22 protein-coding genes are annotated in these 24587 nt (G+C 67.0%); 11 read left to right on the top strand and 11 right to left on the bottom strand.

Annotated elements, in window-relative coordinates; genetic code table 11:
- Positions 1–15: 15 nt before the first annotated feature.
- The 4 genes from ipdE2 to fadD3 are packed head-to-tail and all read right to left on the bottom strand — an operon-like array spanning position 16 to position 4638.
- The gene (ipdE2, locus tag H977_RS0112840) at positions 16–951 is read right to left on the bottom strand and encodes an acyl-CoA dehydrogenase IpdE2 (RefSeq protein ID WP_029108253.1); all 936 of its coding nucleotides are present in this window, start codon (positions 949–951) and stop codon (positions 16–18) included.
- Complete coding sequence (locus tag H977_RS0112835) at positions 951–1904, bottom strand: acyl-CoA dehydrogenase family protein (RefSeq protein ID WP_029108252.1); 954 nt, start codon at positions 1902–1904, stop codon at positions 951–953. Before H977_RS0112835 ends, ipdE2 begins: the two co-directional genes overlap by 1 nt.
- Complete coding sequence (locus tag H977_RS0112830; protein ID WP_029108251.1) at positions 1901–3043, bottom strand: acyl-CoA dehydrogenase family protein; 1143 nt, start codon at positions 3041–3043, stop codon at positions 1901–1903. The genes H977_RS0112835 and H977_RS0112830 overlap by 4 nt, the downstream gene beginning before the upstream one ends.
- Complete coding sequence (gene fadD3, locus H977_RS0112825) at positions 3034–4638, bottom strand: 3-((3aS,4S,7aS)-7a-methyl-1,5-dioxo-octahydro-1H-inden-4-yl)propanoate--CoA ligase FadD3 (protein ID WP_051288827.1); 1605 nt, start codon at positions 4636–4638, stop codon at positions 3034–3036. Before fadD3 ends, H977_RS0112830 begins: the two co-directional genes overlap by 10 nt.
- Before the next feature lie 47 nt (positions 4639–4685).
- On the opposite strand from fadD3, the gene ipdE1 reads away from it, so the two are divergent.
- Both ipdE1 and ipdF read left to right on the top strand, forming a co-directional pair.
- Positions 4686–5834: an acyl-CoA dehydrogenase IpdE1 gene (gene ipdE1 / locus H977_RS0112820; RefSeq protein WP_029108249.1), complete on the top strand. Its 1149-nt coding sequence runs from the start codon at positions 4686–4688 to the stop codon at positions 5832–5834.
- The gene (gene ipdF, locus H977_RS0112815; protein ID WP_029108248.1) at positions 5834–6625 is read left to right on the top strand and encodes a (5R,7aS)-5-hydroxy-7a-methyl-1-oxo-2,3,5,6,7,7a-hexahydro-1H-indene-carboxyl-CoA reductase; all 792 of its coding nucleotides are present in this window, start codon (positions 5834–5836) and stop codon (positions 6623–6625) included. Before ipdE1 ends, ipdF begins: the two co-directional genes overlap by 1 nt.
- Here the strand turns inward: ipdF and H977_RS0112810 are convergent.
- From H977_RS0112810 to H977_RS34425, 5 genes are read right to left on the bottom strand one after another with little or no spacing between them, the layout of a single operon-like run.
- On the bottom strand, positions 6622–7776 hold the full coding sequence (locus H977_RS0112810) for a VWA domain-containing protein (protein ID WP_029108247.1): 1155 nt from the start codon (positions 7774–7776) through the stop codon (positions 6622–6624). The genes ipdF and H977_RS0112810 overlap by 4 nt on opposite strands.
- Positions 7769–9949: a DUF5682 family protein gene (locus H977_RS0112805; RefSeq protein ID WP_231395945.1), complete on the bottom strand. Its 2181-nt coding sequence runs from the start codon at positions 9947–9949 to the stop codon at positions 7769–7771. Before H977_RS0112805 ends, H977_RS0112810 begins: the two co-directional genes overlap by 8 nt.
- The gene (locus H977_RS0112800; protein ID WP_029108245.1) at positions 9946–11040 is read right to left on the bottom strand and encodes an ATP-binding protein; all 1095 of its coding nucleotides are present in this window, start codon (positions 11038–11040) and stop codon (positions 9946–9948) included. Before H977_RS0112800 ends, H977_RS0112805 begins: the two co-directional genes overlap by 4 nt.
- Positions 11037–12494: a DUF5691 domain-containing protein gene (locus tag H977_RS0112795; RefSeq protein WP_029108244.1), complete on the bottom strand. Its 1458-nt coding sequence runs from the start codon at positions 12492–12494 to the stop codon at positions 11037–11039. The genes H977_RS0112800 and H977_RS0112795 overlap by 4 nt, the downstream gene beginning before the upstream one ends.
- Positions 12491–13798 carry an SWIM zinc finger family protein gene (locus tag H977_RS34425; RefSeq protein ID WP_196808231.1) on the bottom strand — a complete coding sequence of 436 codons (1308 nt, stop codon included), beginning with the start codon at positions 13796–13798 and terminating at the stop codon, positions 12491–12493. The genes H977_RS0112795 and H977_RS34425 overlap by 4 nt, the downstream gene beginning before the upstream one ends.
- A 144-nt stretch (positions 13799–13942) precedes the next feature.
- Here H977_RS34425 and H977_RS0112785 point away from each other — a divergent pair, with 144 nt between their 5' ends.
- The 6 genes from H977_RS0112785 (at position 13943) to H977_RS35255 (ending at position 19215) form a co-directional block, all read left to right on the top strand.
- Complete coding sequence (locus H977_RS0112785) at positions 13943–14620, top strand: response regulator transcription factor (RefSeq protein ID WP_036475871.1); 678 nt, start codon at positions 13943–13945, stop codon at positions 14618–14620.
- Positions 14621–14666: 46 nt separating this feature from the next.
- Entirely contained in the window at positions 14667–15686 is a 1020-nt protein-coding gene (locus H977_RS0112780; RefSeq protein WP_029108242.1) for a HAMP domain-containing sensor histidine kinase, read from the top strand.
- Positions 15683–17230 (top strand): DUF4153 domain-containing protein, encoded by a 1548-nt coding sequence (locus tag H977_RS0112775; protein ID WP_029108241.1) that lies wholly within the window; start codon positions 15683–15685, stop codon positions 17228–17230. The genes H977_RS0112780 and H977_RS0112775 overlap by 4 nt, the downstream gene beginning before the upstream one ends.
- 65 nt (positions 17231–17295) lie before the next feature.
- Entirely contained in the window at positions 17296–18054 is a 759-nt protein-coding gene (locus tag H977_RS0112770; protein WP_029108240.1) for a cysteine hydrolase family protein, read from the top strand.
- Positions 18054–18701, top strand: a complete 648-nt coding sequence (locus H977_RS0112765) for an AmiS/UreI family transporter (protein ID WP_036475988.1) — start codon at positions 18054–18056, stop codon at positions 18699–18701. Before H977_RS0112770 ends, H977_RS0112765 begins: the two co-directional genes overlap by 1 nt.
- Positions 18702–18993: 292 nt before the next feature.
- Entirely contained in the window at positions 18994–19215 is a 222-nt protein-coding gene (locus tag H977_RS35255) for a hypothetical protein (RefSeq protein ID WP_175538015.1), read from the top strand.
- Positions 19216–19266: 51 nt separating this feature from the next.
- Here H977_RS35255 and H977_RS0112760 read toward each other — a convergent pair whose 3' ends face one another.
- Positions 19267–20769, bottom strand: coding sequence for a sensor histidine kinase (locus H977_RS0112760; protein WP_036475870.1), 1503 nt, complete (start codon positions 20767–20769; stop codon positions 19267–19269).
- Positions 20747–21451: a response regulator transcription factor gene (locus H977_RS0112755; protein ID WP_036475984.1), complete on the bottom strand. Its 705-nt coding sequence runs from the start codon at positions 21449–21451 to the stop codon at positions 20747–20749. Before H977_RS0112755 ends, H977_RS0112760 begins: the two co-directional genes overlap by 23 nt.
- 681 nt (positions 21452–22132) lie before the next feature.
- On the opposite strand from H977_RS0112755, the gene H977_RS0112750 reads away from it, so the two are divergent.
- Genes H977_RS0112750 through fadA6 form a run of 3 tightly spaced genes read left to right on the top strand, consistent with a single transcriptional unit; the run spans position 22133 to position 24577 of the window.
- Complete coding sequence (locus H977_RS0112750; protein ID WP_051288863.1) at positions 22133–22786, top strand: DNA alkylation repair protein; 654 nt, start codon at positions 22133–22135, stop codon at positions 22784–22786.
- A gap of 32 nt (positions 22787–22818) precedes the next feature.
- On the top strand, positions 22819–23436 hold the full coding sequence (gene kstR2 / locus H977_RS0112745) for a TetR family transcriptional regulator KstR2 (RefSeq protein ID WP_029108235.1): 618 nt from the start codon (positions 22819–22821) through the stop codon (positions 23434–23436).
- The gene (gene fadA6 / locus H977_RS0112740) at positions 23429–24577 is read left to right on the top strand and encodes a steroid 3-ketoacyl-CoA thiolase FadA6 (RefSeq protein ID WP_029108234.1); all 1149 of its coding nucleotides are present in this window, start codon (positions 23429–23431) and stop codon (positions 24575–24577) included. The genes kstR2 and fadA6 overlap by 8 nt, the downstream gene beginning before the upstream one ends.
- Positions 24578–24587 lie beyond the last annotated feature (10 nt).

The following is a 24587-nucleotide window of genomic DNA, read 5'->3' as shown; positions in this document are numbered from 1 at the left end:
TGCCGATCGAGCCGCCTAGAACACCTGAGCTTCGAGCCGGCGCAGATGCTCCCGCGGCGGTCCGAGCAGCTGAGCACTGCCGTGGGCGCGCTTGAAGTACAGCTGGATGTCGCTCTCCCAGGTGATGGCGATCCCGCCGTGCAGCTGGATGGCCTCGGCGGTCACCGCTGACAGCGCCTCGCTGGCGAAGTAGCGGGCCAGGGAGGCTGTGGTGGGTGACGGCGCGGCGATGGCGTCGTTCACGACCGCGCGCGCCGAGGACACCTTGACGTAGAGATCGGCCATGCGGTGCTTGAGCGCCTGGAAGCTGCCGATCGCGCGCCCGAACTGCACCCGGTCCTTGGTGTAGGCGACGGTGAGGTCGAGGCAGCGCGAGGCGGCGCCGATCTGTTCGGCGGCCATCAGCAGCGCCGCGGTGTCGGCCAGGCCGGGATCGGCGCCGAGGGGAGCGGTGTCACCGGCGATCACCGCGGACAGCCGACGGGTCAGATCCATGGTCGATTTCGGGGTGGCGGTGAATGTGGTCCAGCGGGTCAGGTTCTCACCGTCGGTGCCGATGACGACGTCGGCCACGTCACCGTTGATCACGTAGTCGGCGTCGAAAACCACGGTGCCGATCGAGGTGCCTTCGGCCAATCCTTCGAGCGGTTCGTGGTCATCGACGGCCAGCAGAGCGAGCTCGGCCAATGTGGTGCCCAGCAGCGGGGTGGGCACCAGGGCCTTGCCGAGCTCTTCGAGAACCACTGCGGCATCGGCGAGTTCACCTCCGGCGCCGCCGAGGTCCTCGGGGACCACCAGCGCCGCGGCACCGACCTGCTCGCACAGCAGGCTCCACAGTTTTTCGTCGTAGCCGCGTTCGGATTCCATCGCGGTGCGGACAGCCTCGGGGGAGGCATGCTTGTCCACGAGCGCAGCGACGGTTTCGCGTAGCAGTTGCCGTTCTTCGCTCATCAGAGGGCCTCCAGCAGTCGACGACGGTGTGCGGTCGGATCGCCCCAGGCACTGCGCAACGCCTGGACGCGCAGCAGTGACAGGGACAGGTCGTGTTCCTGGGTGAACCCGATCGCGCCATGGGTCTGCAGCGCTGAACGGGCGGCCAGCAGCGCGGCGTCGGCGGCAGCGACTTTGGCGGCGCTGATGTCGCGGGCGGTGTCGGAGGAGTTTTCGGCCAGCGACAGTGCCGCGCCGTAGACCAGTGGACGAGCTAGTTCGACGGCGATGAGCACGTCGGCCAGCTTGTGCTTGATGGCCTGGTACGAGCCGATGATCCGGCCGAACTGCGCGCGCTGCTTGGCGTACTCGACGGACTGATCCAGCATGGCCTGTCCCGCACCGACCAACTGGGCGGCCGTGGCCAGGACACCGAACTCGTACGCCCGCGCGGTGTCGGCAGCCTGGGTGTCACCGGAAGCGGTGACGTCGAACAGCTTTCGGGCCGGGTCGACGGAATCGTGAGCAGCGCTCGTGGTGGCCTCGCCGACCTGTCCGTCGGCGGCAAGCAGCGTCAGTCCGGCGAAATCGGCGTTGGCGGCACGCGGTGCCTGTGGCGGCATGGCGACCGTGGCGATCAGTTCACCGGAGGCGAGACCGGCGGACCGCTCGTCGTTCGCCAGCAGAACCGGTGCGACGGCGATGGATTCGGTCACCGGGCCGGGCACCGCCCAGTAGCCGAGCCGTTCCAGGGCCACAACCAGGTCGACCGGGCTGGCGTCGATGCCGTCGTACTTCTCGGGCACCAGCAGGGCGGTCACCCCGAGGTCGGTCAGTTGGGCCCACACCTTGCGGCCGGGCGCGGTGTCGCCGTCGCCCCACGCGCGCACGGCGGCCGGGACGTCGGCGGCGCCCAGCGCCGCGTCGATGCTGGCCGCGAAGTCCCGCTGCTGTTCGTCGATCTCGAAATTCACTTCGGCTTCCCTCCCGATTCACGCGGTAGGCCGAGCAATCTCTCCGCGATGATGTTGCGTTGAATCTCGTTGGTGCCGGCGTAGATCGGGCCGCCCAGAGCGAACAGCAGCCCCTCGGTCGAGTGATCGACCAGCTCGGCGTCGGGTCCCTGCATGTCCAGAGCGGTCTGATGCAGGGCGACGTCGAGGTCCGACCAGAACACCTTGGTCACCGACGACTCGGCGCCCAGTTCACCGCCGTTGGCCAGCCGGGTCACGGTGCCGAAAGTGTGCAGCCGGTAGGCCTGCGCCTTGATCCACGCATCGGCGACGCGGTCGGTGAAGACCGGGTCAGGATTGGACTTCCATTGAGCGACAAGACGCTCCGCCGGGGCCACGAAGCGCGCCGGGCTCCGCAGCGACATGCCGCGCTCGTTGCTCGACGTGCTCATCGCCGCGCGCCAGCCCTCGTGCACGCCGCCGATCACGTCGTTGTCAGGCACGAACACATCGTCGAGGAAGATCTCGCCGAAACCGGTGTCGCCGCCGAGCTGGGCGATCGGTCGCACGGTGATGCCGGGCGCCTTGAGGTCGAACATGAAGTAGGTCAGACCCTTGTGGCGCTGCGCTTCCGGGTCGGATCGGAACAGGCCGAACCCGCGCTCACCGAACGGCGCGCGTGAGCTCCAGATCTTCTGTCCGTTGAGCTTCCAGCCGCCGTCGACCTTGGTGGCCGTCGAGCGCAGCGAGGCCAGGTCGCTGCCTGACTCGGGCTCCGACCAGGCCTGGGCCCAGATCTCCTCGCCGCTGGCCATCTTCGGCAGGACGCGCTGGAGTTGTTCCTCGGTGCCGTGCGCGAACAGTGTCGGTGCCAGCATCGCCGTGCCGTTGGCGCTGGCCCGGCCGGGGGCGCCGGCGTGGAAGTACTCTTCCTCGAACACCACCCACTGCAGCAGGGTGGCATCGCGGCCGCCGTATTCCTTGGGCCAGGCGATCACTGACAGTCCGGCGTCGAAAAGCACCTTGTCCCAACGGCGGTGCTGTTCGAAGCCCTCAAGCGTGTCGTACGACTTGGTCGGGAAGTGTTCCCGATTCGCCGCCAGGAATTCACGGACCTCGGCCCGAAAGGCCTCGGTCTCGTCGTCGAAATTCAGGTCCATTGCACCCCTTCTCGGGTCCCTCTGCTCCGCAGCACCGGTTTGATCACCTTGCCGCCCGGATTTCGCGGCAGCACATCCAAAAACTCCACTGATCGCGGCACCTTGAAGTTCGCCAAATGCTCGCGGGTATGGGCGATCACGGCGGCCTCATCCAGCGTCACGCCCGGCTTGACCACCACGTACGCCTTGCCGACCTCGCCGAGTCGTTCGTCCGGGACGCCGATCACCGCCGACTCGGCAACGCCGTCCAACCGGGCCAGCACCTGCTCGATCTCGGCCGGGTACACGTTGAACCCGCCGCAGATGTACATGTCCTTGAGTCGGTCGGTGATGGTCAGGTTGCCGCGCGCGTCGAGGGTCCCGATGTCGCCGGTGTGCAACCAGCCGTCGGTGTCGATGGCGTCGGCCGTCGCGGCCGGATCGTCGAGGTAGCCGAGCATGACGTTCGGCCCGCGCAGCAGCACCTCCCCCGAATCATCCAGGCGCAGTTCGAAATCAGCGATGGGCCGGCCGCAGGTGGTGGCCACGGTCACGGCATCGTCGTCGGCACTGCACATGGTGCCGAATCCGGCCGCCTCGGTCAGGCCATAGGCGGTCAGCACGATGTCGATGTCGAGTTCGGACTGCATCCGCTCGATCAGGACCACCGGGACCACGGCCGCGCCGGTCACCGAGAAGCGCAGCGAGGACAGGTCGTATTCGGAGCGGTCGGGATGGTCCAGCAGGGTCTGGAAGATGGTCGGCGGGCCGGGCAGCACGGTGATGCGCTGTTCGGCAATGGTTTTGAGGACCTGTTCGGGCTTGAATGTCAGCACCGGGTACAGCGTCGCGCCGGTCTGCAGGCAGGGCAGGATGCCTGCCTTGTAGCCGAAGTTGTGGAAGAACGGGTTTATGGCGAGGTAGCGGTCGTTGCTGGTGAGCTGCCCGCACTCCGCCCACGCTGCCGATCCGTCGAGCGACTGGCGGTGTGCGCACAGCACACCCTTGCTGCGTCCGGTGGTGCCGGAGGTGAAGAGGATGTCGGAGACGTCGTCGGGTTCTACCGCCGCGGCGCGTGCGTCCACGGCATCCAGGTCGGTCCCGCGGGCAAAGAAGGAGTCCCAGGACTGGTCGCCGGTCTCCTCTTTCTCGACGGGCACCCGCACGATGTGCCGCAGCGCGGGCAACGCGTCCCGGTCCAGTTCGGTGGTGCGGTCCGAGCCGAGGAACTCGCCCGCGGCGATCAGCAGCGGAGCCTCGGTGCGGGCCAGGATGTCGGTGGCCTCGCTCGCGGTGTAGCGGGTGTTCAGCGGCACCACCTGCGCCCCGGCGTAGTGGGTGGCCAGACAGGCGACCACCCAGTGCCAGGTGTTGGGCGACCAGATCGCCACCCGATCGCCGGGTGCGACACCGAGGTCGATCATCGCCGCCGCGGCTTGGCGGACATGCGCCCGCAGTTCCGAATACGTGAGGCGCTTGTGGTCACCTGCTGAATCGCCGGCCCCGCCGGCAGTGACCAGCGCTTCGTGGTCGGAAAACTCCACGGCGACCCGGTCCAGTACCGCTGGGACGGTACGGCGATCTGGCCTCACGAGCGGGTGGTGTGCCCCGGTCATCGATGCTCCCTTAACAAAGCAAGTGCTTGGTAGGTTAGCCTACAGGGGTGATAGAGGTCCAGGAGTTCCGGGCCGAGGTCCGGCAGTGGCTCGCAGACAATCTCGTTGGCGAATTCGCGGCACTCAAGGGCCTTGGTGGACCGGGGCGTGAACACGAAGCCTTCGAAGAGCGTCGCGCGTGGAATCAGCATCTCGCCGCCGCGGGATTGACGTGCCTCGGCTGGCCGGTGGAGCACGGCGGCCGAGGGCTGTCGGTTGCGCATCGCGTCGCCTTCTATGAGGAGTACGCCCGCGCCAACGCGCCCGACAAGGTCAACCACCTGGGCGAGGAACTGCTCGGGCCGACGCTCATCGAGTACGGCACCCCCGAACAGCAGCAGCGGTTCCTGCCCAAGATCCTCGATGTCACCGAGCTGTGGAGCCAGGGTTACTCCGAGCCCAACGCCGGTAGCGATCTGGCCAATGTGGCGACGACGGCCGAGCTGGTTGGTGACGAGTGGGTGATCAACGGCCAGAAGGTGTGGACGTCACTGGCCCACTGGGCGCAGTGGTGCTTCGTGGTGGCACGCACGGAAAAGGGCTCCAAGCGGCACGCCGGCCTGTCCTATCTGCTGGTGCCGCTGGATCAGCCGGGCGTCGAGATCCGCCCCATCATCCAGCTGACCGGTGACTCCGAGTTCAACGAGGTGTTCTTCGACGACGCCCGTACCGAGGCGTCGCTGGTGGTCGGCCAGCCCGGTGACGGCTGGCGCGTGGCCATGGGCACGCTGACCTTCGAGCGTGGGGTGTCCACGTTGGGCCAGCAGATCCGCTACGCCCGTGAGCACTCCAACCTGGTCGAGCTGGCCAAGCGCACCGGTGCCGCCGACGATCCGCTGATCCGTCAGCGGCTGACCGAGTCGTGGACCGGTCTGCAGGCCATGCGGTCCTACGCGCTGGCCACCATGGACGTCGAGCAACCCGGCCAAGACAATGTGTCGAAGCTGTTGTGGGCCAACTGGCACCGCGAACTCGGCGAGATCGCCATGGACGTGCAGGGCACGGCCGGCCTGACGCTGCCCGACGGGGAGTTCGACGAGTGGCAGCGGCTCTACCTGTTCTCGCGTTCGGACACCATCTACGGCGGGTCCAACGAAATCCAGCGCAACATCATCGCCGAGCGGGTGCTCGGTCTACCCCGAGAGGTAAAAGGCTGATGAGCGATCTCTCCATAGCCCCCAAAGAGGTTGAGGGCCACGGCCTGCTGAAAGGCAAGGTCGTCCTCGTGACCGCTGCTGCCGGCACCGGCATCGGCTCGTCCACCGCGCGCCGCGCGCTGCTGGAGGGTGCCGACGTCGTGGTGTCCGACTACCACGAGCGGCGCCTGAACGAGACCCGCGACCAGCTGGCCGAGCTCGGCCTCGGCCGGGTCGATGCCGTGGTGTGCGACGTCACCTCCACCGAGGCGGTCGACGCGCTGATCGCCCGCTCGGTCGAGAAGATGGGGCGTTTGGACGTTCTGGTGAACAACGCCGGCCTCGGTGGCGAGACGCCTTTGGTCGACATGACCGACGACGAGTGGGACCGCGTCCTGAACGTGACGCTGAACTCCGTCATGCGGGCCACCCGCGCTGCGTTGCGGTACTTCCGCGACGTCGAGCACGGCGGCGTCATCGTCAACAACGCCAGCGTTCTCGGCTGGCGCGCGCAGCACTCGCAGTCCCACTACGCCGCCGCCAAGGCCGGCGTCATGGCACTGACCCGTTGCAGCGCAATCGAAGCCGTCGAATATGGGGTGCGGATCAACGCGGTGTCGCCGAGCATCGCCCGGCACAAGTTCCTGGAGCGCTCGGCCGACGCGGCTCTGCTGGACCGGCTGTCCTCGGACGAGGCGTTCGGCCGTGCGGCCGAGCCGTGGGAGATCGCCACCACCATCGCCTACCTGGCCAGCGACTACTCGAGCTACCTCACCGGCGAGGTCATCTCGGTTTCCAGCCAGCGGGCCTAGGGCGCGTCCATCCCGCGCTGGGCAAGGCCGGTACGGTCCGCCCAGCCGCGGATGTCGCCCTTGTTGATGGCCAGTGCCAGCAGCTCGGGGAACGCGTCGGGCGTGCAGGCGAACGCCGGGATCTCCATGGCGGCCAGATCGGCGGCGATCTCCCGGTCGAACGACGGTGCGCCCGAATCGGACAACGCCAGCAGCACGACCACCTGGACGCCCGCGTCGACGAGTTGCCTGACGCGGGCGAGCATCTCGTCGCGGACGCCACCCTCGTAGAGGTCGGAGATCAGCACGAAGATACTGTCTGCCGGGCGCGTGATCAGGGTCTGGCAGTACGCGATGGCCCGGTTGATGTCGGTGCCGCCGCCGAGTTGAGTGCCGAACAGCACGTCGACGGGGTCGTCGAGCAGGTCGGTGAGGTCGACGACTTCGGTATCGAACACCACCAGCGACGTGCGCAGCGACCGCATCGAGGCGATCACCGCGCCGAAAACCGCGGAGTACACGATCGATTCGGCCATCGATCCGGATTGGTCGATGGCCAACACGATGTCCTTGGTCACGGAGCGGCCGGCGCGGCGGAACCCGACCAGCCGTTCGGGGATGATCGTGTTCAGTTCGGGCTGAAAGGTCTTCAGGTTGCGCGCGATGGTGCGGTTCCAGTCGATGTCGGACGCCAGCGGACGGCTGGTGCGGGCATTGCGGGACAGCGCCCCGCGCAGCGTGGCCCTGGTGCCGTCGGCGATGCGCCGCTCGATGTCCTCGACGACCTTACGCACCAGGGCCCGGGCCGATGCCTTGGATTCGTCGGGAATGGCCTGCCCCAGCGTGATGAGCGTGGTGGCCAAAGACAGGTCCGGTACGACGCTGTCCATCATCTCCGGTTCGAGCAGCAGCATGCGCAGGTTGAGCCGTTCGATGGCATCCTGCTGCATGACCTGAACCACGGTGCTGGGGAAGTACTTTCGTATATCGCCCAGCCAACGCGCCACCGATGGAGCCGAACCGCCGAGTCCCCCTTTGCGGTCATAGAGCGCCGACAGCGCTTTGTCCATCTCGACGTCGCCGCCTTGCAGGCTCGGCAGTGACTCCGCATCCGACCCCAGCACCAGCCGCCACCGGCGGTCCCGTTCGTCGGAGATGGTCTCGTCAGTCATGGGCGATACCTCGTGCGAAGATGGCCGCCGCCGCGATCACCGCGGGGCGGGCGCGTTCGGCGTCGATGGCGAATTCGGTGTGGACAGCGGAGCCTGCCGTGGCCACCGCATGCCCGATGTTGCGTTTGATGCCGGCGTCGAAGGTGCTGAAGGTCCGACGCACCAGCGGCAATACGTCGGTGAACTCCGTTGCCGTCAAACCGGTCAGCCATTCGTCGATAACAGAAAGCAGTTCGGTGTCATGCACCAGCAGCAGCCCGCTGCCGGACAGAAAACCCTCGATCCAGGCCGACTTCTCGTCGGCCGGTGCGCCGATGCTCAAGGCGCGGCGCATGCGTCGCGCCGCTTCGGTGGTGGTGAACACCGCGCCGTCGACACCGATGCGGACGAAACGGCCGACCAGGCTGCCGTGCAGATCGTCGCGATCGGCCAGACGCGCGATCGTGGCCAGCCACTCCCCGCGGATGTCGGCATCGAGCAGGTCGACGGTGTCGGTGACCGCGTTGACGTGTGCCAGCATTTCGGCGGCCGCGTCCGGGCCGAGCCCGGTCAGCGTCGCGGGCAGGCCGACGTTGACGCGGCGCAGCAGCGATGTGGTGACCACACCGAGCGCACCCGCGTCGGTGCGGCGCACATCGCCGTAGCGCAATGACCGGGCCAGCGCGGGCAGGGCCGCCATGAGCTCGGTGAGGTCCCGGTCGACGGCGGCCTTGTTCTCCAGGATCGCGAGCAGTTGCGGGACCGCTTCGTCGACCCCACCGAGCAGAGCGGCCTCGATCGCCGCGGTGACCTGTCCCAGATGCGTCGCGTTCTCGGCGGTATCGGCCAGTTTGGCCTTGCAGGCGCGGTACACCGTGTTGCCCCACACCGACGACACCACGACCTTCACGGCGAACTCGGGTTGCCACTGCAGGGTCCAGGCTTCCTTGAACGTGCCCTGCCCGGTCGTCAGCTCGGGTTCGCCCCATGGGATGTCGAGCACGGCGAGCCGATGCAGCAGATGGGACTTCGCGAGGTCGTTCGGCTTGCGCAGGTCGAGGGTGACCTGCTTGGCACCTGCGTCGGGTTTGAGGCGCAATGACTTTTGTTGCTTGGTGATGTCGGCGAGCAGCGGCACCATCGGCAGATGTTCGGGAATGCCGCCAAGCCGTTCCCCGATCACCAGCTCGCGCACGATCAGCCCGAATCGGGTGTCGGACCCTTCGCACAGCACGGATTCGGTGGCCTCGTTGACCTCACTCAACCCGGGATGGGCCCGGCCCCGCATCGCAGCCAGCGCGTTGGCCAGCCGGACTCCTTCGATGACGTGGGCCGAGGAGACGAAGATGTCGTGGTCGCGTAATGCCCTGGCCGCCAGCGTGAGCCAGGTTTCCACCGGACGTTCCCTCTCCAGGAACGCGTGCTGATACCAGCCGGGCGAGCGGATACCCGCGCCATAGCCCGACGCCGCGGCCAGCCGCGAATGCGTCCACGGCACCCACACCGTCGCGGATTTGACCTTGGGCAGGCCGCGCAGCTGTGCCGAATCCGCGCTTGCCGGAGGCAGTTTCCCAGCCAGTGCGGGAGCGTGCCAGGCCCCGCAGATCACGGCGACCGTCGAGAATTCCTTGGCGGCTTTGCGGATCACCTGACGCATGTGTGCTTCGCGCTGTTGCTCGCCTATGTCGTCCTCGTCGGGTTCGAGCTCCCGCACTGTCCCCATGGCCTCGGTGATCGCCTCGAATCCGCTTCCATCCGTGCGTGATTCGACGACATCGTCCCACCAGCGTTCGGGATCGTCGTAGCCCGCTGCATCGGCGAGTGCCGCGATCGGGTCGACCCGAACCCGCGATTGGTCCGCGTGCCGCTGGTCGCGCTGGGCCAGCACAGTGGCCGCGGGCAGATCGCAGAATCGCGCCGGCACCCGGTGGCGGGCGGCCCACAGCAGCGCCTGCCACTCGGGTGAGAAGCCGCCGAACGGCCAGAACGCCGACACCGCGGGGTCGTCGACCGCGTAGGCCATGATCGCCACCGGTGGCACCATGTCGGTGTCATCCACGTCGGTGGTGAGCCGGTCCGCATCGGCCGGCCCTTCGATCACCACGATGTCCGGTTGGATGCGGTCCAGCTCCGATACCACGGCACGCGCGGATCCGGGACCGTGGTGCCGGATACCCAGGACGTGGGTGGTCACGAGTGCAGGACGTCCCGCGATGCCCGGTAGAAGTCGGCCCAGCCGTCGCGTTCACGCACTACTGCTTCGAGGTATTCCAGCCACACCACGGCGTCGTTGACCGGATCCTTCACGACCGCACCGACGATGCCGGCTGCGGTGTCTGCCGGCCGGAGCACTCCGTCGCCGAAGTGTGCCGACATCGCGATGCCCTGGGTGACCACCGAGATCGCCTCGGCGGTGGACAGGGTGCCCGACGGCTGCTTGAGCTTGTTGCGGCCGTCGGCGGTCAGCCCCGAGCGCAGTTCCCGGAAGACCGTGACGACCCGGCGGATTTCGTCGGCCGAGGTCGGTACCTCGGGCAGCTGCAGCGACCCGCTGACGTCGGCCACCCGGCGCGTCACGATCTCCACCTCGTCGTCGAGGCTCGCAGGCAGCGGAAGGACCACGGTGTTGAACCGCCGGCGCAACGCCGACGACAGGTCGTTGACGCCGCGGTCGCGGTCGTTGGCCGTCGCGATCACGTTGAACCCCTGCGTTGCCTGCACCTCGCTACCGAGTTCGGGTATGGGCAAGGTCTTTTCGGACAGCACGGTGATGAGCGCATCCTGTACCTCCGACGGGATACGGGTGAGCTCTTCGAGGCGGGCGATCTTGCCGTCGCGCATCGCGGTCATGATCGGTGACGGAACCAGGGCCTGCTGTGACGGGCCTTCGGCGATCAGCCGGGCATAGTTCCAGCCGTATCGCACCGCTTCCTCGACGGTGCCCGCGGTGCCCTGCACCAGCAGCGTCGAATCCCCGGTCACCGCTGCGGCGAGATGCTCCGACACCCAGGTCTTGGCGGTACCGGGCACCCCGAGAAGCAGCAGAGCCCGGTCGGTGGCCAGTGTCGCGACGGCCACCTCGATGATCCGCCGGGGACCGATGTACTTCGGGGTGATCTCCACTCCCTCAACGGTTTCCCCACCGAGCAGATAACGAACGACGGCGTGCGGCGACATCAGCCAGTTCGGCGGCACGGGCTTGTCGTCGGCCTCCCGAAGGGCGACGAGTTCGGCGTCGAACAGCTGCTCGGCGTGCGGACGCAGGAGCGTGGGCGCTTCGGTCATTGGAGTTCCTTTGCAATGTCGGATCGCAGGGTGAGCAGCTCGAAGATGGTCGCGTAGAACTTGTGCAGTTCCTCGTCTGCGGTGTGGTCGACGAGAGTCGCGATGCGCCGCAGCCAGTCCAGCGGGTACCCGGCGGCGAGGTGCGCTGCGGCCTCGCGGCGTTGGCGTGCCGTGCCCCAGCCGGCGCCGGCCAGGGACTCGAACAGCGCTGCGGCAACGTCGGGAGCGAACGGTCGGGGCAGGCCCGCGGCGACGCGCACCAGAGGTGCTGCGTCCGCGATGTTGGTGAGCGCGCGGATCATCTCGGCGGTGATGGCCGGATGTGCGGTGGCCGGGTCGTAGCAGGTGGCGTAATCGGCGGGCAGGCAACGCTGCAACAGCGGCACGGCCCAGGTGGGGTCGTTGCCGCGCAGCGCACTGAGGGTCAGCGCCGCCAGCACCGCCTGATCGCTGTCGGACAGCGCACGAGCCACCTTCTCCGGTGCCACCGCGCCGAAGACCTCGCTCCAGAAGGCGATCGGCGTGCGCGCGACGACGGCTTCGGGTTTGGTGGTGCTCAGCCCGTCCCGAACCGCCGCAGCGTCCGGCCCGGGTAGCGGATGGACGGCGACCTTCACCCCGAGCAACGACTTCTTCACCGAGAAAATCTGAGCAGCACGCACTTTCATGCGGTCCAGGTAGCGGCTACGCGAGCGGCCACCCAGCACGGCGATGGCGGCACTGCGCACGGTGACGGCCCGGTCGTCGAGCGCGGCTTCCAGGAAAGGCTCGTCGGCGTCGTGTTCGGGTGACGCGAACGCCGCCAACAACGCCGCCCGGGACTCGGCGTCCTCGGTCGCCCAATGCTGCGCCACGAGGTCGCGGGCCCGGTCCGGGTCGAGGCCGCGCGCGGCGGCGAGCCAGTCGAGGCGTTTGGCGGTGTCGCCGTGGGTGTAGTCGGTTTCCTTGGGCCACTCTGTGGGCTGGGCCCGCAGAACGTCGCGCAGCGCGCGATGTCCGCGGCCGTAGTGTTCGACGGCGTACCACTGGCCACCGTTGCCGATCGCATCCCAGAGTTCCTGTGTCACAACGCCGCTCTGCTGGATCCGCAACAGCTCGGGGATGAGCCGCGGCGGGAGGCGGAGGCCCGCCGCCGCAATGTCGGCCAGCACACCGTCGAGGATGGGACGAGTCGTGAGCGCCCGCTCGATGAGAAAGGCGTGTGCAGCGGTGATCAGCGGCCGGGTTTCCGGCGGTGCCGGATCCGAGCCCGTCTCGACGGACGTCGGCAACTGCCCGGCTCGCCGGGCGACTGCGTAGAGGCCGGCCACCCGCAGCACCGACCCCACCGGGTCGCCGGCGTCGCGCACCGCCGCGACGCTGCCGTCGACCGGAACATCGAATGTGCTGTCGGGTAAGGGTTTCGCGCCGAATCCCACGGTGGCGGCGGAGATCATCCGCTGGTAATCGCTCACAGTGCGGTCACCGCCGGTCCGGCCAGACGCGATGGCGGCGTGTCGCTCAACATCGACAGCGGATCCATCCCGTCGGTGGTGATCTCGGTCAGCAGCGGGAGTAATCGTCCGCCGCTTCCGACTTGCAGTCGAGCCCAGCGGGCGTCGTCGCAGATCGCCGGCATTGCGCTGCCCGAGGCATCGACCAGGTAGCGACGCTTGGGCCTGCTGAGTTCTACGGGCCGGGCGGCGACGATCGCGGGGTACCGGAGCAACCACGGGTCGACCGTCAGCGCGCGGGCGCGCCCGCGCAGCGCCGAATCGATCCCGGTGCCGGCGACCGCGAGTTGCCCGATGGGCTCGGTCGGCACGTCGCCGTCGGGGATTGCGACTCGGAAGCTCGACGGGCCGCCGGGATACAGGTAGACGCCGCCGGTGAACTCCCGCCCGGGGGTGAGCCGGTTGTCGAAGCTGGCCCCGCTCGGCGCGGTGGACTGCACGTTGACCAGGAGCCCGGTGGCGGTGCCGCTCAACCACATTCGCCGGGTGGTGTACCGATCCTCCAAGGTCTCTGCGTAACCGAGTACCTGCCAGGTGTCGTTGACCGGGTCGGCGGCCAGCACCTCGGCTCGCCCCACCGTGAATCCGATGTGGCGGCGAACCGCGGCGGCGGTCTCCTCGGACAGCGTGTCGATGGTGCGGTAGGCGTCGATCAGCAGCCGGATCAGCCCCAGGTCCTCGATGATCAGACGTGGCCACTCGTCGTGGGTGAGATGTCCGGGCAGGCTGCGCAACCAGCGCGCCAGGCCCGGGGCCTTGGCGTCGACCATGCGTTTGGCGGTCGGCTCACTCCAGCCGGCATACGGATCGGCGCTGATGCCGGCGATGCCGTTGCGGACCTGATCGTCGATCCACCGCTGGAGCTGCTCCAGACCCTCGCTGACACTGCGCTCTCGCGCCTCGATGGCCTTTTCACTGACCTCACGTGGCGCTTTCGGGGCTGAGGGAGCCGCGGGAGCCGCGACGACGCCCGCCGGGGCCTCCGAGGCGTCGACGCTGCCGCCGCACCAGCGCAGCACCAGACCGACCACGTGTTTGCAGGGAAACTGCCGCGACGGGCACGAGCACTTGTACGTCGGGCCCACCAGGTTGACCTGCACGCGATAAGGGGTACGCCCGCTGCCCTGGAAGTCTCCCCACACCAAGGTTTGGGTGGCACCGGTGCCGGACCAACCGGCGGCGCCTGCGAGTTTCTGGCCCGCTGCGTACGCCTTCCCGGCAAACTGACGCACCTCGTCGGTGGACCACACCGTTTGCTGATCCAACCGCCGCCCCTCCAGATGCGTACTGACCCCGGCCAGCCTAACCAGAACGCCCGACACCCGACCACAGCAAATTCGCGACGGTCTCCACAGGATCTTCACAAACACTGCCCGTGACCACCACAACCTGCACCTAGAGTCGGGTTCGTGAAGCGAATCCTGGTGGTCGACGACGAGCCGACCATCCTGGCCGCGGTGGCCACCAGGCTGCGCGCCGAGGCGTTCGAGGTCGAGACCGCCGTCGACGGCCCCTCGGCCGTGGCAACCGCCGCGTCGACCCGGCCCGACCTGGTCGTGCTCGACGTGATGCTGCCGGGCTTCGACGGACTCGAGGTGTGCCGGCGCATCCAGGCCGAGCGGGTCGTGCCGGTGCTCATGCTGACCGCGCGCACCGACGAGACCGACATGCTGATCGGTTTGGGGATCGGTGCTGACGACTACCTGACCAAACCGTTCAGCATGCGTGAATTGGTGGCTCGGGTGCGGGTGTTACTGCGGCGGGTGGACCGTGCGGTTGCCGATCAGCCGCTGTCAGTGGGGGATTACCGCATCGACCTGGCCGAGCGTCGGGTTCACCAGGGCTCCGGCGACGATGCCGTGGAGATTCACCTCACTCGAACCGAATTCGACCTGCTGGCGTTCCTCGCCGGCCGGCCCCGGGCCGCGGTAGCCCGGGACACGCTGCTGGAACACGTCTGGGGATGGACCTCGGACGTCGAGAGTCGCACCGTGGACAGTCACGTCAAGGCGCTACGGCGAAAGCTTGGATCCGAGCTGATTCGTACGGTGCACGGCGTTGGTTACGCCCTGGAGATACCGCGATGAGCGCTTGCGCGAAGAGCCGAGGGGCACGATGAGCCTGGCCGGCCGGGTGACCGCACTGTGGGACCGGCTGCCTCGTCCGCTGGATCCATTCGCGTCGTTCAAGGTCAAGACCGGCCTGCTGGTGGGCGGGGCGATCCTGCTGGCCTCGTTCACTTTCTGGGTCGGCGCCAGCTGGCAGTTCCGGTACGCGTTGCTTGCCGCACTCGCCACTTCGTTGATCTTGACGCAGTTCCTGGCGCACGGAATGACCTCACCGCTGCGGCAGATGACGACGGCAGCACGGGCGATGGCCCGCGGCGACTACAGCATCCGCGTGCGCGCCACCTCCCGAGACGAAATCGGTCAATTGGCGGCTGCATTCAATCAAATGGCGGCGGATCTCGAGGCGGCCGACGAGTACCGGCGCGGCCTCATCGGCAACGTGTCCCACGAATTGCGCACGCCCATCACGGCGCTACAGGCATTGTTGGAGAACGTGGTGGACGGTGTGGTCGAGCCCGACGCCCAGACCATGCGGATGGCGCTGTCGCAAACCGAGCGCCTCGGTGAGCTGGTGAGCAACCTACTCGATCTGTCCCGTATCGAAGGCGGGGCGATTCCGTTGCAGATCAGTCGGTTCGACGTCAACGAGTTTCTGCGGGACGCCGTCGAACACGTCTCTGTGTCGGCGAGCGACATACCGGTCGTCATCAGGGTGTCCCCGCCCGACTTGAAGGCCGTCGCCGACCCGGCACGGCTACGGCAGGTGGTGGTCAATCTGGTGGACAACGCCATTCGGCACAGTCCGACCGGTGGCCGAGTGATGGTCCTGGCGACTGGCCAGGTGTCGGGCTTGCGGCTCGAAGTGTCGGATCAGGGCCCTGGCATCGCGGCCGCCGAGCGTGAGCGCGTCTTCCAGCGGTTCACCCGCGGTGCGACGTCTGACGGTGGCACGGGCCTGGGGCTGGCGATCGCGCGGTGGGCAGTCGAATTGCACGGCGGGGTAATCGAAGTGATGGATACCGGGGCGGGATGCCGGATCAAGGTTGGTATTCCCGAATCGACGACGGGGGAAGGGTTGCCATGACGACTGTGGTTCCAGGAGTTTCAGGAGTTCCGCCGTACCCGGGACACCCCGTGATACCGCCACTGATCGGTCCGGCGCTGCCGAGCTCGGGCGAGCCCGGCTGGACGGTGTGGCCGCGGCGGGTATGGCCGATCGAGCCGCTGTCGTCGGCCCCACGCCGACTGCTGATCCTCGCCGTCGTCGCAGGTTTGGTAGGAACGGCGGTGTGGCGGCCGTCCGTGCTCAGCATCGGCTACCTGGCCGTCGGGATCATGGTTTTCGGCGTGGTGTTCGGCACTGCCGAGCGTCGACCGACTCGCACGGAGTGGGCCGGGATGGCGTTGACCATCGCGTTGTTGGCGGTACCCGCGCTGCTGGCGGCCGACTGGCTGGGTGTGCTGTGCATCATGGCGGCCTGGATCGTCGGCTGGTGCACGCTTTTCGGCGGGCGGACCTGGACCGCAGTGTTCAGCGCGCCGTTCCTGGCGTGGGCCCTGCCGGCCCGGGTGAGCGGGTGGGTCCGGCGTGGATTGCCGAGCCGGGTGGGTGTCGCCAACCCGGGTCGCGTCGCCGTCGTCATCGGTCTCACCGTGCTGCTGGCGTTCGTGTTCGGGGCGTTGTTCGCCTCGGCGGACGCGGCTTTCGCGCATCTGGTCGGCAACCTGGTGCCGAGCTTCGACGGCGTCGACGCCGTCGCGCGGGTCGTGGTTTTCGGGATCGTTGCGTCCTGCGTGCTCGGCGGTGCCTACCTGACCCGGTTCCCACCGCGGCTCGATGTCCTGGCGCCCGCGCCGGTGAAGGCGGTGCCGCGCTGGGAGTGGGCGCTACCGCTGGGCGTGCTCGACGCGCTGTTCCTCGCATTCGTGGCGGTGCAGGCCGCGGTGTTGTTCGGTGGTCACACCCATGTGCTGGAAACCGAAGGGCTGACCTACGCCGAATACGCCCGGCAAGGCTTCTGGCAGCTGCTGTGGGTCTCGGCGCTGACCCTGCTGGTGCTCGGCGCGGTGATCAGGGTGGCAGGCCGGGCCGACGCGGCTGACCGTCGTCTGCTGCGGACCCTGATCGGAATACTCTGCGCCACATCGGTTGTCGTGGTGATCTCGGCCATTCACCGGATGTGGCTGTACCAGCAGGCATACGGCTTCAGTACAGATCGGCTGATGGTGGTGACGATCGAGCTGTGGCTGGGGGTGGTGTTCCTGCTCGTCGCCGGGACGGGGGTGCGGATGTCGGGCCGGTGGCTACCGCACGCGGTGCTGGTCGCCGGTGTCGTGGCGCTGCTCGGGCTGGCGGCGCTCAATCCCGAGCGGCTCGTCGCCGATCGAAACATCGACCGGTTCCAGCAGAACGGTCAGCTCGACGCCGAATACCTGTCCCGGCTGTCGTCGGACATCGACCCGGCGCTGCACCGGTTGCCCGAGCACATCCGCGCCTGCGTGCGATCCGATGGCCAGGACTCGGACCCGTGGTACCTGTTCAATCTCTCGCGGTCGCGAGCCGACCGTCCGGCGGTGACCGATCTGCCGGAGTACTGCTCGGTGTACTGGTCGTACGACTACCGGTAGGTGCGCCAGAATCGCGGAGATTCAAAGACTGTCAACCTCGCCGTCACCGGCCGAAGGTATGCCGTGTGACCGCACTCTCCGTCGAGGGCTCTTCTCGAACCACTCCGCTGGAACCGATCGCGCTCGATCCAGAGGAGCTCGGCTATCCGGTCGACAACCGGGCCGCCATCCCACCGCTGGCCAAGCAGTGGGAACGCCTGGATTTTCGCGAGATTCTCTCCCGGCCGGCCGCTTTTCTGTCGATCAGCCAATCCAACTCGCTGTACAAGCCGGGTGGGGTCCAATACGCCGAAGGGCACGCGTTCCGCGGCAGTCTCGACGCGACGGTGAAGGTGGCGAAAGCGGCGCGCTCGGCCCCGAACTTCGTCTCGTTCAACTGGATCGGGTTCTCGGTGTTCCGTGACGACTACCCGAAGACTGATTTCGACCGGGTGCAGTACGACGGCTGGACCGGACACATTGATGCCACGCCTGAGCAGATCGCCTGGGACAACGAACTTGTCGGAGAACTGCGCGACCTGGTCGAGCCGGGCGACAACGAGTTGTACGAGAAGGCGCTGCAGACGGCGTTCGTCGGCACCGACCTGCCCGGCGCACTGAGTCGGCAGCGGGTCGAGGTGTTGGTGCTCACCGGGATCCATCTCGATTGGTGCGTGGAAGGCAATGCCCGCGCGGCGCGCGATCACGGTCTGTTGCCGATCGTGATCGGCGATGCGACCGGTGCGGCACACCCCGACCAGGAGCGGGCAGCGTTCGAGCGGATCAACAACTTCTTCGCACCGGTCATCACGTCGGACCAGTTCGTGGAATGGATCGGCCGCTGATGGGAAACGTCGGGCTGCTTCTCGTCGGCGTGGCGCTGTTCGTCAACGGGCTGGTCTCGATCGGGATCGTCGATCCCCGGGGAGCTGCGCCGCTCAACCTCTTCGTCGGTGCGGCCCAGGTGGTTCTGCCCACCCTCGTCCTCGCCCAAGCGGGAGGCGATCCCGGCATCGTCAACGCGACATGGCCGAGTTACCTGTTCGGATTCACCTATCTGTGGTTCGGTTTCATCCAGATCTTCGACATCGATCCGCGCGGATTCGGTTGGTACAGCACGTTCGTCGCGGTGATCGCGGCGTACTACGCGATCAAGAGCGTCCAGACCGATCCGGTGTTCACCGTCATCTGGGCGACCTGGGCGATCATGTGGACGCTGTTCTTCGTCCTCATGGGGCTCGGGGTGACGAAAGCCGGCCGGATCGACCTGGGCCACTTCACCGGATGGTTCTTGGTGCTGCTGGGAATCCCGACCTGCACCGTGCCGGCCATCTTGTTGTTGAACGGGGTGTGGCCGACGTCGGTATCGGCTGGTGCCGTGGCGTTGGTGGTCCTGGTCGCGGCAACCGCGCTGTCTGTGGTGTTGTCCAGGCGTGCGGCCGCAAGGATGCCCGAGGTCTCGGTCGTCGGGAGCGTGCCTCAGCCCGCTTGACCGTGTGGTCTTACCGCGTCGGCCAAGTTATCTCGGTTTCAGCCGTTCGCGGGCAGGTAGTGCTGAGGATAAGCGTTAGCTATCAAGATCCTGTGTCATAGCTATCATTTCCTGGTAATGTCTAAATACGATGCAGTGCAATGCATTCCAATATCAGGCATAGGTTTCGCACAGTGTTTCCATAGTGTGCAGACTGTAATGTTTCCGTTGCGGTGAAGAGATCGTCGTGCGCCAAAGTTGCTGCGGTGCAGGCGGTGTCAAATTAGGGGTCCGCGCACGGAAAGGAATGAGAATGAAGTCGCATCCGCGCCGCCTGATCGGCGGAGTCGCAATCCTCGGTGGAATGTCGCTGGCTGCATTGGGATTCAGTGGGGTGGCCAATGCCGCTCCGCCCCCGCCGCCCGGACCAGGCCCCGCCCCGGCCCCGTGTGCACCGCTGCAGCCGTGCCCGCCTCCGGGCCCCGGCGCTCCCGCGCCCGCCCCGGGCCATCCGGGCGGTCCCGGCCCCCGCTAGCGAAACTGCGGGTGCGGCGCGTACGACTGCGCGCCGCACCCTCGGGGCCGTCTAGTCCGGGATGATCGCGGGAAGCGTTATGGCGAACGATGTTTTGCCCGGAACGCTTTGAACCTCGATCGTGCCGTCGTGGGCCTTGACGAGTGCTCGAACGATGGCCAGGCCCAAACCTGTGCTCCCGGCGCGCCGGGACCGGGATGAGTCGCCGCGGGCGAAACGTTCGAATATCTCGGTTTGTTGGTCCTTCGGGATTCCTGGCCCGTTGTCGGTCACCGTCAAGACCACCTGATCTTTTCCGCGTCGGCGCAGGGTGGTGTCCACCCCGGTCCCCGGGGGCGTGTGCACCCGGGCATTCGTCAGCAGGTTCGCCAGCATCTGGTGTACCCGGAGCCGGTCTGCGGTGACCAGTACCGGTTCGTCGGGCACGTTGACCGACCAGCGATGGACGGGCCCCGCGATGTGAGCGTCGCTCACGGCGTCTACGGTGAGCTCGGACAGATCGACAGATGCGTAGTCGAGCAGGCGACCGGCGTCCATGCGCGCCAACAGCAGCATGTCTTCGACCAGTTGGGTCATCCGTTTGGATTCCGCGTCGACGCGTTCGATCGCATGAGCGAGGTCGTCCGGGCAGCCGGCAAGTCTGCGGCGAGCCAGTTCGGTGTAGCCCCGGATAGACGCCAGTGGTGTACGCAGTTCATGGCTGGCGTCGGCGACGAACTGGCGTACCCGTGTCTCGCTGGCGTGCCGCACCGCGAGCGCGTCGGCGATGCGGTCCAGCATCTGGTTGAAGGCCGAACCCAGTTGGCCAACTTCGGTACGGGCACTGTCTGGGTCAACGGGAACCAGGGGCGTCGGCAGGTCGACTTCACCGCGGTCGAGTTCGAGCTGGGCGACCCGGTACGCGGCGGCCGCGACCCGCGACAGTGGTGCAAACTGGCGCCGGATGATCACGATCCCGGCCGCAGTGGCCAGGATCAACGCGGTTGCCGCGACGGCACTGAAGAAGCCAAACGTCGACAGAAGGGTCTTGGTGACGCCAGCCATGGGCAGACCGGCGACGACTGTCCGCCCGTCGTCGGCGGCGACGTTGACGAGTTTGTAGTCGCCGAGTCCGTCCAGATCGATGCGGACCAGAGTTTGTTTTCCGATCCCGGACAGTTGCTCGAAAGCTTTGGGCGAGAGCTCCCGTCGGTCTCCGTCGGAAGCGATCACGGCCGCCTCGGAGGTGTGGCCGTCGGCGACCAGAGCTCCCACGGTGCCGACCGACTGACCTGGGGCGTCGAGGAACATCGGTCCGGGGCCGTCGAACCGCACGAACGGTGGGGGCCCGAAGTTTTGGAACACTATCGATCGTGATCCGGCGTCGAGTACCTGGTGCTCCAACTGTTCGGTCAGGAAATGGTTCATGGCCAGCAGCGTCCCGGCTCCGATGCCGCAGCACACGAAGGTGAGTAACCCAGCGAGGACAAGCAGCAGGCGGGCCTGCAGTGACCACGTCCGGGGGCGTCGCAGCCGAACCGGCGGTCGTGGCTCAGCGGGGCGGTTTGAGGACATATCCGGTACCGCGGAGCGTGTGGATCATCGGTGTGCGGCCCGCGTCGATTTTCCGGCGCAAGTAGGAGATGTAGAGCTCGATGACATTGGAACGCCCGTCGAAGTCGTAGTTCCACACGTGGCTGAGGATCTGCGCCTTGGTCAGCGCCCGTCTGGAGTTGTGCATGAGGTACCGAAGCAGCTCGAATTCAGTTGCTGTCAAAGTAATTTCGTCCCCACCTCGGAAGACCTCGTGGCTGTCTTCGTCCAGCACCAGATCGCCGACGACGAGCTTTGACGCCCCGGTGTCGTCGGAAACGCCGGTACGCCGCATGAGCGCACGCAACCGCAGCACGAGTTCTTCGACGCTGAAAGGTTTGGTGACGTAGTCGTCGCCGCCGGCGGCGAGCCCGGCGATGCGGTCTTCGAGTGACTCCTTGGCGGTCAGCAGGAGCAATGGCAGTCCGGGTCGCGTCTCGCGGAGCTTCCGAAGTAGTTCGAGTCCATCGATGTCCGGCAGCATGATGTCCAGGACGACGACGTCGGGCGGATTCTGGTGGGCTTGGCGGATCGCCGATGATCCGTCGGCCGCAATGGAGACCTGCCAGCCTTCGTATCGCAGCGCCATGGATACCAACTCGGCCAGTCCGGGTTCGTCATCGACCACGAGCACCTGAATCGGGCTGCCGTCAGCGCGCGTCATCACGGCCCGCGCATTGGCGGACATCAATTTTTCAAAGGCGGCGTCGTCGGAACTGGGCACCGGCAAATTGTCGTAAGTCGCGTTGTGCGTCGACTGTGGTGATTGTGTGGCACAGCTATGAAGAGGACGCAGGGGCGGGGCCGGTCTGCGCTGGCTGGATTCATAGATGGGGGACAGGGGAGCGAAAGCGGCCGCATAGTCCGTTTCGACACCATTGGTCTGTCGCCCGATGTCCTGCCGCGGCGGCGATGTGTACGTATCGATATTGAGAGGAAGTGAATTGTGCGGACGATGAAACGTCGAGCGGCCGTAGGTTCGGCCCTGATTGCACTGTCGCTGTGCGGGGGAGCAACCATCGGTTCTGCGGTTGCCGCTGCGGCACCGCCTCCACCTTGCCCGCCGGGCGCGCCCTGCGGTCCGGGTGGACCGGGATTCGGACCGGGTCCGGGTCTGCCGCCGCCAGGGCCGGGTCTGCCGCCGCCTCCGGGACGCGGCCCCTGCCTGCCGTTCACACCCTGCTGATCGACTACGAATGGGGTCCGGCGCAGCCGTGCTGTCCCGGACCCCATCGCTTGTCTGGAGCAAGCTCAGCTGCCGGCCGGCGCGTTTTGCCGCCGTAGGCTGAATTCCGCACTCGATCAACGGGAGGCGGATGTGGCCGAGACCAAGCTGGCCGATGTGATGGCGGAGTTGGCAGGGCTCGAAGACCCGAAGATGCGCGAGGTCAACGAGAGGCATGGCGATGATCACGGCGTGAACCTCAGCAAGCTGCGAGCACTCGCGAAGCGACTGAAATCGCAACAGGAACTGGCACAACAGCTCTGGGGGACGGGTGACACGGCGGCGAGACTGCTGGCGCTGCTGATCTGTCGGCCGAAGGACTTCGGGCGCGACGAGCTGGACAGCATGCTGCGCGAGGCCCGTGCGCCCAAGGTTCATGACTGGCTCGTGAACTACGTGGTGAAGAAGAACCCGAACACAGAAGAGCTGCGGGTGGCCTGGTGCGTCGACCCGGATCCAGTGGTCGCCGGTGCCGGGTGGTCTCTGACCGCCGATCGGGTGGCGAAGAAGCCCGACGGTCTCGATCTCGACGCGTTGCTCGATGTCATCGAGGCTGAGATGAACGATGCCCCGGCTCGCCTGCAGTGGGCGATGAACACCTGCTTGGCTCAAATCGGGATCGAGCACCCCGGACATCGCGCTCGGGCCATCGAGATCGGCGAACGCCTGGCGGTACTCAAGGACTACCCGACGTCACCGGGATGCACATCTCCGTATGCCCCCGTCTGGATCGCCGAGATGGTGCGTCGGAAGACCGATTCGCTCCGGGGGTGACCTAGCAAGCGCTTGGTTGCTATGCTGTGTCGATGGAGCCGGATACCCCTGCCCAGCCGGCAAGCCGACGCGACGAGCTTCTGGACCTGGCCGCGACCATGTTTGCCGAACGCGGACTGAAGGCGACGACGGTCCGCGATATCGCCGACTCCGCGGGAATCCTGTCGGGCAGCCTCTATCACCACTTCAAGTCCAAAGAGCAGATGGTCGAGGAAGTGCTCAAGGACTTCCTGGACTGGTTGTTCGCCCGGTACGAGCAGATCCTGGATCAGGAGTCCACCCCGCTGGGGCGGCTCACCGGGTTGTTCATGACTTCGTTCGAGGCAATCGAGCATCGGCATGCGCAGGTGGTGATCTACCAGGACGAGGCCAAGCGGTTGTCCTCGCTGCCGCAGTTCGGCTTCGTCGATGAGCGCAACAAAGAGCAGCGCCGGATGTGGTTGGACATCCTGGAACAGGGCATGGCCGACGGCTCCTTCCGCCCCGATCTGGATGTCGACCTGGTGTACCGGTTCATCCGCGATACCACCTGGGTTTCGGTCCGCTGGTACCAGCCGGGCGGACCACTCACGGCCGAACAGGTCGGCCGCCAGTACCTCGCCGTAGTTCTCGGCGGAATCACCCTGTCAAAGGAGACAAACAATGCCTGAGGCATACATCGTCGACGCAGTGCGTACGCCGGTCGGAAAGAAGAACGGCTCGCTGGCAGAGGTGCACCCGATCGACCTCGGCGTGCACGCGTTCCGCGCCATCTTCGACCGCACCGACGTGGACCCGGGTGCGGTGGACGACGTCATCGTCGGCTGCGTCGATGCCATCGGCGGGCAGGCCGGCAACATCGGCCGGCTGACCTGGCTGGCCGCGGGATACCCCGAAGCAGTCCCCGGCGTCACCGTCGACCGGCAGTGTGGCTCCAGCCAGCAGGCCATCTCCTTCGGCGCCCAGGCCATCATGTCCGGCACCGCCGACCTGATCCTGGCCGGCGGAATGCAGAACATGAGCTGGATCCCGATCTCCTCGGCCATGGTGGTCGGTAAGGAATTCGGATTCACCTCGCCCACAAACGAATCCAAGAACTGGCTGCACCGCTACGGCGACCAGGAGATCTCCCAGTTCCGCGGCTCGGAGATGATCGCCGAGAAGTGGGACATCTCCCGCGAGGAGATGGAGGAGTTCGCCTACAACAGCCACCAGCGGGCGTTCGCCGCGATCCGTGCCGGGCACTTCGACAACGAGATCGTTCCGGTCGGTGACTTCGGCGTCGACGAGGGCCCGCGCGAGTCGACGCTGGAGAAGCTCGCCTCGCTGAAGCCGCTGGTCGAGGGTGGCCGGCTGACCGCCGCGCTCGCCAGCCAGATCTCCGATGGCGCGGCGGCAGTCCTGTTGGCCTCCGAGGAAGCGATCAACAAGTACAACCTGAAGCCGCGCGCCCGCATCCACCACATCAGCGCGCGTGGCGACGATCCGGTGATGATGCTGACCGGCCCGATCCCGGCCACCCAGTACGCGCTGGAGAAGACCGGCCTGTCGATCGACGACATCGACACCGTCGAGATCAACGAGGCCTTCGCACCCGTCGTGCTGGCCTGGCTCAAGGAGACCAAGGCCGATCCGGCCAAGGTCAACCCGAGCGGTGGCGCCATCGCCCTGGGGCACCCGCTGGGAGCCACCGGCGCCAAGCTGTTCACGACCATGCTCAACACCCTGGAGCGCACGGGCGGCCGCTACGGGCTGCAGACCATGTGCGAGGGCGGCGGCACCGCCAACGTCACGATCATCGAACGCCTCTAGGTTTCGCACC

The sequence above is a fragment of the Mycobacterium sp. URHD0025 genome (assembly GCF_000426065.1).
Taxonomy (GTDB): Bacteria; Actinomycetota; Actinomycetes; order Mycobacteriales; family Mycobacteriaceae; genus Mycobacterium.
Note: the sequence above shows the minus strand (reverse complement) of the source record. Positions and strands in the feature narration are given on the sequence as shown.

What these genes read in the sequence shown, in the direction of transcription:
- ipdE2 (WP_029108253.1), bottom strand. Translation starts at nt 951, where the DNA reads ATGAGCGAAGAACGGCAACTGCTACGCGAAACCGTCGCTGCGCTCGTG.
- H977_RS0112830 (WP_029108251.1), bottom strand. Translation starts at nt 3,043, where the DNA reads ATGGACCTGAATTTCGACGACGAGACCGAGGCCTTTCGGGCCGAGGTC.
- fadD3 (WP_051288827.1), bottom strand. Translation starts at nt 4,638, where the DNA reads ATGACCGGGGCACACCACCCGCTCGTGAGGCCAGATCGCCGTACCGTC.
- ipdF (WP_029108248.1), top strand. Translation starts at nt 5,834, where the DNA reads ATGAGCGATCTCTCCATAGCCCCCAAAGAGGTTGAGGGCCACGGCCTG.
- H977_RS0112810 (WP_029108247.1), bottom strand. Translation starts at nt 7,776, where the DNA reads ATGACTGACGAGACCATCTCCGACGAACGGGACCGCCGGTGGCGGCTG.
- H977_RS0112800 (WP_029108245.1), bottom strand. Translation starts at nt 11,040, where the DNA reads ATGACCGAAGCGCCCACGCTCCTGCGTCCGCACGCCGAGCAGCTGTTC.
- H977_RS0112775 (WP_029108241.1), top strand. Translation starts at nt 15,683, where the DNA reads ATGACGACTGTGGTTCCAGGAGTTTCAGGAGTTCCGCCGTACCCGGGA.
- H977_RS0112765 (WP_036475988.1), top strand. Translation starts at nt 18,054, where the DNA reads ATGGGAAACGTCGGGCTGCTTCTCGTCGGCGTGGCGCTGTTCGTCAAC.
- H977_RS35255 (WP_175538015.1), top strand. Translation starts at nt 18,994, where the DNA reads ATGAAGTCGCATCCGCGCCGCCTGATCGGCGGAGTCGCAATCCTCGGT.
- H977_RS0112760 (WP_036475870.1), bottom strand. Translation starts at nt 20,769, where the DNA reads ATGTCCTCAAACCGCCCCGCTGAGCCACGACCGCCGGTTCGGCTGCGA.
- H977_RS0112755 (WP_036475984.1), bottom strand. Translation starts at nt 21,451, where the DNA reads ATGACGCGCGCTGACGGCAGCCCGATTCAGGTGCTCGTGGTCGATGAC.
- H977_RS0112750 (WP_051288863.1), top strand. Translation starts at nt 22,133, where the DNA reads ATGGCGGAGTTGGCAGGGCTCGAAGACCCGAAGATGCGCGAGGTCAAC.
- kstR2 (WP_029108235.1), top strand. Translation starts at nt 22,819, where the DNA reads ATGGAGCCGGATACCCCTGCCCAGCCGGCAAGCCGACGCGACGAGCTT.
- fadA6 (WP_029108234.1), top strand. Translation starts at nt 23,429, where the DNA reads ATGCCTGAGGCATACATCGTCGACGCAGTGCGTACGCCGGTCGGAAAG.